General features: G+C 63.6%; 6 protein-coding genes. All 6 read right to left on the reverse strand.

Annotation, left to right across the window (positions count from 1 at the left end):
• Positions 1-187 precede the first annotated feature (187 nt).
• The 6 genes from BQ17_RS18055 to BQ17_RS18080 all read right to left on the reverse strand — a co-directional run bounded on the left by BQ17_RS18055 (position 188) and on the right by BQ17_RS18080 (position 6807).
• Positions 188-643 carry a hypothetical protein gene (locus BQ17_RS18055; RefSeq protein WP_089729491.1) on the reverse strand — a complete coding sequence of 152 codons (456 nt, stop codon included), beginning with the start codon at positions 641-643 and terminating at the stop codon, positions 188-190.
• Positions 644-649: 6 nt separating this feature from the next.
• Positions 650-1666, reverse strand: coding sequence for a gas vesicle protein GvpN (gvpN, locus tag BQ17_RS18060; protein WP_089729493.1), 1017 nt, complete (start codon positions 1664-1666; stop codon positions 650-652).
• A 492-nt stretch (positions 1667-2158) separates the two neighbouring features.
• A complete protein-coding gene (locus BQ17_RS18065) occupies positions 2159-4690 on the reverse strand; it encodes a helix-hairpin-helix domain-containing protein (protein ID WP_089729495.1) in 2532 nt (843 codons plus the stop codon).
• A gap of 91 nt (positions 4691-4781) precedes the next feature.
• Entirely contained in the window at positions 4782-5006 is a 225-nt protein-coding gene (gvpA, locus tag BQ17_RS18070) for a gas vesicle structural protein GvpA (protein ID WP_089729497.1), read from the reverse strand.
• A 272-nt stretch (positions 5007-5278) separates the two neighbouring features.
• Positions 5279-6007 carry a GvpL/GvpF family gas vesicle protein gene (locus BQ17_RS18075; RefSeq protein ID WP_089729499.1) on the reverse strand — a complete coding sequence of 243 codons (729 nt, stop codon included), beginning with the start codon at positions 6005-6007 and terminating at the stop codon, positions 5279-5281.
• A 2-nt stretch (positions 6008-6009) separates the two neighbouring features.
• Positions 6010-6807: a GvpL/GvpF family gas vesicle protein gene (locus BQ17_RS18080; RefSeq protein WP_089729503.1), complete on the reverse strand. Its 798-nt coding sequence runs from the start codon at positions 6805-6807 to the stop codon at positions 6010-6012.
• Between the last annotated feature and the right edge of the window lie 222 nt (positions 6808-7029).

Below are 7029 nucleotides of genomic sequence, written 5' to 3' on the forward strand. Positions count from 1 at the left end.
CTTTGTACAGAATTTAGCGCGAAATAAAAAGTTTCATCCCACCGCTATCAGGAAAAGCGAATACTTTCACAGTCTCTGGAGCGTGGGAGCCAGAGAACGCGCCTGACCCGCCCTACGGGCTAGATCCAGTGGACCCGCACGGCCTGTTAAACCTGCCTATTATCGCTCCGCCCACCGGATCATCCACTCAATATTGCAACCTGAATCCCTGCCGCAGCTGCCGTGGTCCGTGCTTGCGGGCGGCCTTCGTCTCGCGCCGCCGTTGCTCTTCGGCATTGGCGATCTGGCGCTGCTGCGGCCCATCGGCCTTGCGTTTGGCTTCCACAGCAGCGCGGCGCGCGGCCTGCTGCGCAGTCGTCCGCTCTTGGTGAGCCGGGCGCAGCTCCTTGAGGGTGGTGTCCCGCATGCTCATGGCCTCGAACAGCTGGCGTTTCTCGGTGTCGATTTCGCGGAAGCGTTTATCCAGGAGTTGCCCCCGTCGCGAGATATGCCGCTGCTCGACATTACGGTGGGCCTTTTCCATCTCCAGGATGGCAATCCGCAGGTAGACCTTATAGCTCTCGGCACGGTGGTCCGCACGCCTCACGCTAGTGCGGAGGTCCGCCAGACCCTTGATCTTTTGATTCCTGATATCCAAAGGCATAGGGATTTACTCCTTACCGGAGGCCGGGGCCCGGCGCTGGTTGTTTGCCTGGGGCCGGTAGCCGGGCTTGCGGCCCACACGGTCGATGATTTCGTCCACCACTTCGGGCATCAGGGATTGCCCCTCGCGAGTCACCTTCAAGGTGTCCATATTGAACACGTCGTGGCAGACGGTGCGAAAGAACCTTTGGACCGGGTTCGCCGGGATACCCCGATAGGCCAGTATCTTACCGATGGCGATGGCGGCGCGGATGGTAGGCCGGTGATTGTTCACCCCGACCGTCCGCAGCTCCCGGATGATATCGACGATGAGGATCGCGTCCTGCCCCTTGATCCCGGTCTTGCCCTGGACGATAGCGATCTCGGTCGCACGCTCGTAGTGGTCTACGTTGAGAGTGATGACCCGGTCCAGGAGTGCGTCCTGGGTCTTGTGTACCCCCGCGTACTCCTCCGGGTTGGAGGTGAAGATGGCACGGAAGTCCGGGTGTACGTCCAGATAGCCCGCTCCGTCGCGCCGCACATTCGGCAGGTTGAGTACGCGCTCGCCGAGCACGCTCAGCAGGGCGTTGTTGGTCTCCGGGCGGGAGCGGGTGAACTCGTCATAGATCAGGATGTGGCCCAGCTCGCAGGCGGTGGTGAGGCGGTTGTCCACCCACAGGGTGCTCATTTGCTCTTCGGTCTTCATCACCTGATGGACGTAGTTGTCGACCACCTTGAACTTGTGAAAACCGGCGTCGCGGCCTACCAGGTCGGAGCTTCCGAACTCATCGTCGCCATGGATCAGGGACACTGGCCGGCCCAACTGGGCGGCCACATGGAAGGCGAGGGTAGTCTTGCCCGTTCCCGCGGGGCCCGAGAAGTGGATCGAGTAGCCCGCGCCGAGATAGGTCAGGGCCCGCTCGGTGAGATCTTTCACCACCGGGGTCAGCACGAAACCGGCACCGGGCTCCGGCACCACCTCGGCATGCTTGGCGGCGGAGGGATCGGTATACGACGGGATGGATTGCAGCAGGGACTTGCTCATACCAAGAAATCTGCTCCGGGGCCCGGTCTGGCCCTTAGCTCGGATGCGGGCGTGCACCGCAATAATCGGGGGTCGCCGCATCCATCAGGATGCGGAAGCTGATCGAGATCGGGTGGAGCCGCTACGCCGGCTCCACCCCAGGTTAGAAATCTCACCGGATCGGACCTAGGTCGTGTTGACATTTAGAAGGTCCGCACAGCGGACTCTACAGTCAATCAGGTGGTTAGGGTAGGGTCCGCGGTGCGGACCGCTTGAGCATTGCGGCTACCTAACAGGTGAAAAACAAACGGTTAGGGTTAAATGTCAACAGGACCTAGTACCCCGTTTCAGCAAAATTTTCCAGTAAAACCAGTCTCTGTCATCTCGACCGAAGGGAGAGATCTTCTATACGAAGTGATGGTGTTGTTTGGGCACAAGATCTCTCCTCCGTCGGGACAAGGATTTCTCGCTTCGCTCGAAATGACAACCAGCAAAATTGGATGAAACCGGGTACTAGGAATCTTGCACATCATCCACTAACTTGCGGGCCTGGGTGACCCAGTCCTCCATGTTCGGTATCTTGCGCTTGAGTGCCTGGGCCAGATCCTCCGGCGTGGTGGCAGCCAGTTTCTCATAGCTGTCGATCCCCCCTTCGATGAGACTCTCCGCCACCCGTGGGCCTATGCCCTGGATTGCTGTGAGGTCATCCGGTAGCGGCGCAGTCTCGGTCGGGACCTCCGGTAGCTCGGGAGTAGAGACCGACGCGGTTCCCTCGACGGCACCGGCTGCCTCCCCGAGGGTATCGGTTGCTTCCTCAAGAGTTTCCTCGACGGCATCGGTTGCCTCCCCGAGGGTATCGGTTGCTCCCCCAAGAGTTTCCTCGACGGCGCCGGTTGTTTCCCCGAGGGTATCGGTTGCTCCCTCAAGTGCTTCTTCGACGGCGCCGGTTACCTCTCCCAGGGTATCGGTTGCTCCCTCAAGTGTTTCCTCGACGGTACCAGTTGCCTCTCCCAGGGTATCGGTTGCTCCCTCAAGTGATTCCTCGACGGTGCCGGTTGTCCCCCCGAGGGCATCAGCTGCTTTCTCAAGGGCATCGGCTGCTTCCTCAAGGACACCGGCTGCTCCCTCAAGGGCACTGGCTACTCCCCCAAGGGCAAGGGCACTGGTGGCAGCACCGGTTACCCCCCCGAGCGCACCGGTCGCTCCCTGGACGACACCTCCGACGGTATCGGTCACTCCCCCAAGGGCACCAGTCGCTCCTCCGAGGGCACCAGTTGCTCCCTCGACAACACCCCCGACGGCACCGGTTGCTCCCTCGACGACACCCCCGACGGCATTGGTCACTCCCCCCAGAGCGCCAGTCACTCCTCCGAGCGCACCGGTTGCTCCTCCGAGTAATCCTCCCAGGGCGCCGGTTACTCCGCCAAGGGCGCCGGTTGCTCCCTGGACGACACCTCCGACAGTATCGGTTACTCCTCCGACGGCGCCGGTCGCTCCCTGGACGACACCGCCAACGGTATCGGTCACTCCGCCAAGGGCACCGGTTACTCCTCCAAGGGCACCGGTTGCTCCCTCAACAACACCCCCAACAGCATTGGTCACTCCCCCGACGGTATCGGTCGCTCCCTTGACGACACCGCCAACGGTATCAGTCACTCCTCCAAGGGCGCCGGTTACTCCCTGGACGACACCTCCGACGGTATCGGTCACTCCTCCGACGGCACCGGTTGCTCCCTGGACGACGCCTCCGACGGTATCGGTCACTCCCCCGAGGGCACCGGTCGCTCCCTGGACGACGCCTCCGACGGTATCGGTTACTCCCCCGAGGGCACCGGTCGCTCCTCCGAGTAATCCTCCCAGGGCACCGGTTGCTCCCTCAACGACACCTCCGACGGCATTGGTCGCCCCCCCGAGCGCACCGGTTGCTCCTTGGACGACACCCCCGACGGTATCGGTTACTCCTCCGACGGCGCCGGTTGCTCCCTGGACGACACCTCCGACGGTATCGGTTACTCCCCCGAGCGCACCGGTCGCTCCCTCGACAACACCTCCGACGGCATTGGTTACTCCTCCGAGCGCGCCGGTTACGCCTCCAAGGACCCCTCCGAGAGCACCAGTCACTCCTCCAAGGGCACCAGTTGCTCCCCCGACGGCATTGGTCACTCCCCCCAGGGCACCGGTTGCTCCCTGGACGACGCCTCCGACGGTATCGGTTACTCCTCCGACGGCGCCGGTTGCTCCCTGGACGACACCTCCGACGGTATCGGTCACTGCCCCGAGGGCACCACCGGCCACATTCCCGACGGCTCCGGTTACTCCTCCAAGGGCACCGGTCACTCCTCCGAGTAATCCTCCCAGGGCGCCGGTTGCTCCCTCAACGACACCTCCGACGGCATTGGTCGCTCCCCCGAGCGCACCGGTTGCTCCTTGGACGACACCCCCGACGGCATTGGTCACTCCCCCCAGGGCACCGGTTACTCCCCCCAGGGCTCCGAGCCCGGATTCTGCCTGCCCGGCGGCGATGGGCCGCCGCAGGGCGGTCTTGCCGTGTGCCTTAGCCGGCCCGGGGGTGGAGGCCGACGGTCTCCCATGTACGAATTCAGGCGCGGGTGCCGGAATGCTTTCCCCGGTCTCGATGGCCTTGGCCACGCGGTTCGTGTACTCGGGATCGGACAGGAGCTGGCGCATCGTGGCGATGTCACCGGAGAGCCGGTGGCGCATCGTATTGACCCGTTGACGCACGTCATTCACGAAGGGAATCGTTTGCGTGGCACGGAGGTCGCGCGCCCGTTCCCGCATCGCCTGTCCCTCGGCGCGGATGGCCGTTGCTTGCCGGCGGACATGCTCCACGTAGGTGTGACGTTCGGTCCGGGCAAGGTTGGCGGCAACCGCCCGGTCGTGGGTGAGCCGGTGCTGAAATTCCGCCATTTCGCCCTTGCGTTCCCATTCCTGGGTCTTGCGTTCCCGCACTTCCTGCTCGCGTTCCACGTGGCCGCCATGGATCTGCTCGGCAAGGCGGACCGTACCTTCCACCAGCTTGCTCATGTCCTCCTCCTCGAGAGGCTCGTCAATGGAAACCCTTTCGCCCGGCCGGCCTCGCGGCTCGTCGGGCGGGTTAGCCGCCGGGGAACGGTGCCTAGGCTGTGGCCGGTACCGCCGCGGTGGCGGTCAGTCCGACGGCTTCGGCGTACTTCAGATAGGTCTCTACCGAGGCGATGATGACGCGGGCCTCTATGGACAAGAGCTCGATCCCCACCAGGGAGATCTTGACCCAGGCATCGATCACGATGCCGCGCTCCAGGATGCGGTCGACGACTTCGCCCAGACTCGAAGAGTCGGTACTTTTCATTACTTGTGCCATGGGTTAGCTCCGTTCGAGATGGATACGCGTCGAGATGGATACGCGTCGATGATGGGCGGGTTGCGCCTGGCGCCTCCCACCCAGGAAACCGTGGGACTCCGGGTGCCGGTCGAACAGCGCCGGCTACCCGCTGCCCCCGCCGGGTCGGTGCGATGATGGCTTGCTGCGAAGTGAAGATGACCCTGTCCGGGTGCTCGCCGGCCATGCTTCGTCCCCACCGACAAACATAGTCCAATTCGGGCCAACAAACCAGCAAAGATTATCGACAAGGCTCAAGCGGCGAAATTGAACGGCGGCCAGGGGCCCGTCAACAGCATCCGCGCGCCCGCGGGCGGCCGCAGGTCGGCATAGGCCTGGCGGAACCTTTCCACCAGGGTACGGGAGATCAGGAAGTAGACGCGGATCATGACCTGGGAATCGGCCCCTTGCGCTTGCGCCGTCTCGCCTTTGAGGTCCTGGAACAGACCGGCAAAGGCGTTGCGACAGAGCTCCTCGATCCGCCGTCGCTGCATTTGTCCGGCCGCCTCCATCCCATAGCGGGCCCGGCGCTGCTCCAGGAAAGCGCGGCCCTGGGAATGGGGAGAGGGCCGGAGGATCGCCTCCGATATCGATTGCGCGCTGGCCGGGAGAAACCGGATGCCCATTTCCGTCGTACCCACGAGGCGCGTCAGCCGCCTCAGATACAGATCGGCATCGGCGGCAATCGCGCGCGTCAAGGCTTGGGGGTCCGGAAAGTGCTGCCCCCAACGTAGGGGCAGGACGTCGTAGCGGGCGTGGAGCTGCTCAATCACCTCATAGAAGGCCTGCAGCTGCTCGACGTCAGGCGCCGTCGGTTGCGGCACGAGCCGGGAATAGACCACCCGCAGCCCGGCGATTTCCCGGGTCCGGAGCTGCGCGTCCCACAGGCCGCAGATGGTCGGTAGCCGGAATGGCCGGCTGGCGTCGAGGACGGCATACGCGAGCACCGCCTCCTCGGTATCGGCGGTGCCTGTCATCATCATCCTCAGCTTTCATCGAGCCGGGGTGAGAAGCTGTAGGGCGGCCAGGGCCCGCTCATCCGGAGCTGTAGGCCGCCCGGATTCCCTGGTCCCGATAGCGCATCTACCGTCTGTTTGAATGCGTCCGGCGCGGATCGGGCGATGAGAAATGCCCAGTTGGCCGCCATGTCCAGCGCCAGGCCGCTCTGCTCCTTCGCCTGGAGCCGGACCTTGCAGGCCTCGGTGGCCGTCTCGCTCAACCGCTCGTACAGCCATCCGCACGCCTCGGCCAGGGTCGTGCTCAGCCCCGACTCGACCGCCTTGCGCAGCTTCTGTTCCTCGAAATAACGCCGTCCCGGGGCCAATGCCGTCAGCTCGGTTGCCCTTTCCGCCAGGGTCCGCTCGGTGATACGCGCCAGATCCGATTTGCGGTCATGCAATGCCTTCACCGACCATTCGGCCTGATCCCGGGTCCGTTCAAGAAACGCCGATAGGGCGGCCTGGTGGCGGGTGATGCGCGCGCGCAGATTCTCGGCATCGCTGAATAGGGTGGCGAACCGTACCGGGACCACCGGCCCTTGGTCCATCAGGTCGCGGATGACCGCTTGGTGACGCAGGGCGCGCGGTCCTACCCAGGCGAGATCCCGCAGGCGTTCCTCGGCCTCGGGACCGACGAATTCCTGCTGCGGGACGGTGCTGACAATCGCGGTGAGATCCCCCAGCTCCAGCCGCTCCAATGGGTGGGTGCCATCGACGCCGACACCCGCCGGGACGATCGCGGTATCCGCCGGCACCAGGCCGAAGAGATAGAGGGGATCATTCATGCGGGTTCATACCAGGCAGGCTCCGTTTGGCCTAATCCTACCCGAAATGCATCTTTGTTAAGAGGGGCTGGAGGACAGGGCAACCGAATAATAAGACATTATAAAGCAAGTAGTTGCATACTCTGCCTCAGTCATCCAACCAGGAGTCTGAGGTATGTGCACAGATTTGCTTTCCCACTTTTCGGCGGTTCGGGATCCGCGTTCAGAAAAGAACAAACGCTA

It is taken from the genome of Candidatus Thiosymbion oneisti (assembly GCF_900092655.1).
GTDB classification, from domain to species: domain Bacteria; phylum Pseudomonadota; class Gammaproteobacteria; order Chromatiales; family Chromatiaceae; genus Thiosymbion; species Thiosymbion oneisti.

What these genes read in the sequence shown, in the direction of transcription:
- BQ17_RS18075 (WP_089729499.1), bottom strand. Translation starts at nt 6,007, where the DNA reads ATGATGATGACAGGCACCGCCGATACCGAGGAGGCGGTGCTCGCGTAT.
- BQ17_RS18065 (WP_089729495.1), bottom strand. Translation starts at nt 4,690, where the DNA reads ATGAGCAAGCTGGTGGAAGGTACGGTCCGCCTTGCCGAGCAGATCCAT.
- gvpN (WP_089729493.1), bottom strand. Translation starts at nt 1,666, where the DNA reads ATGAGCAAGTCCCTGCTGCAATCCATCCCGTCGTATACCGATCCCTCC.
- gvpA (WP_089729497.1), bottom strand. Translation starts at nt 5,006, where the DNA reads ATGGCACAAGTAATGAAAAGTACCGACTCTTCGAGTCTGGGCGAAGTC.
- BQ17_RS18055 (WP_089729491.1), bottom strand. Translation starts at nt 643, where the DNA reads ATGCCTTTGGATATCAGGAATCAAAAGATCAAGGGTCTGGCGGACCTC.
- BQ17_RS18080 (WP_089729503.1), bottom strand. Translation starts at nt 6,807, where the DNA reads ATGAATGATCCCCTCTATCTCTTCGGCCTGGTGCCGGCGGATACCGCG.